Origin of the sequence: Paenibacillus sp. D9, assembly GCF_001188365.1 — a bacterium.
Taxonomy (GTDB): Bacteria; Bacillota; Bacilli; order Paenibacillales; family Paenibacillaceae; genus Paenibacillus_O; species Paenibacillus_O humicus.
Genome location: NZ_JZEJ01000007.1, coordinates 1 through 661, shown reverse-complemented (window position 1 = coordinate 661; position 661 = coordinate 1). Strand labels below are relative to the sequence as shown.

Genomic DNA, 661 nt, shown 5'->3' with positions numbered 1-661 from the left:
TGGTGCGGTCAAGAGGACTTGAACCTCCACGTCATTGCTGACACTAGAACCTGAATCTAGCGCGTCTGCCAATTCCGCCATGACCGCATGTTAAAAAGGTACTGCTGAGTGTTTCATTCACCTGGCAGGGTGAATAATTGGTGCGGTTGAGAGGACTCGAACCTCCACGGGCTTGCGCCCACTACCCCCTCAAGATAGCGTGTCTGCCATTCCACCACAACCGCATATAAAGTTAGGAAAAAAAGTGAGCCATGAAGGACTCGAACCTTCGACACCCTGATTAAAAGTCAGGTGCTCTACCAACTGAGCTAATGGCTCTTAATGGCTGGGGATTCAGGGATCGAACCTGAGAATGACGGAGTCAAAGTCCGTTGCCTTACCGCTTGGCTAATCCCCACCAAGAAGCAATGGGGCGATCGAGGGGAATTGAACCCCCGAATGCCGGAACCACAATCCGGTGCGTTAACCACTTCGCCACGATCGCCATGTAAATTTGGTCAAATGCCGCCGAGAGGACTTGAACCCCCAACCTACTGATTACAAGTCAGTTGCTCTACCAGTTGAGCTACAGCGGCAAAGTGATCAAAAATGGCGGAGCTGACGGGATTCGAACCCGCGGTCTCCTGCGTGACAGGCAGGCATGTTAGGCCTCTACACCACA

At 52.3% G+C, this 661-nt stretch carries 6 tRNA genes; all 6 read right to left on the bottom strand.

The annotated features are described in order from the left end of the window. Nucleotides 1-87 (bottom strand) — tRNA-Leu (locus VE23_RS25395). Between the two features lie 51 nt (nt 88-138). Continuing rightward, nucleotides 139-224, bottom strand: a tRNA-Leu gene (locus VE23_RS25390). 21 nt (nt 225-245) lie between these two features. Then, nucleotides 246-318, bottom strand: a tRNA-Lys gene (locus tag VE23_RS25385). 4 nt (nt 319-322) lie between these two features. Continuing rightward, nucleotides 323-397, bottom strand: a tRNA-Gln gene (locus VE23_RS25380). An 11-nt stretch (nt 398-408) separates the two neighbouring features. Beyond that, a tRNA-His gene (locus VE23_RS25375) sits at nt 409-484 on the bottom strand. A gap of 18 nt (nt 485-502) precedes the next feature. Beyond that, nucleotides 503-575: transfer RNA gene (locus VE23_RS25370), tRNA-Thr, on the bottom strand. Between the last annotated feature and the right edge of the window lie 86 nt (nt 576-661).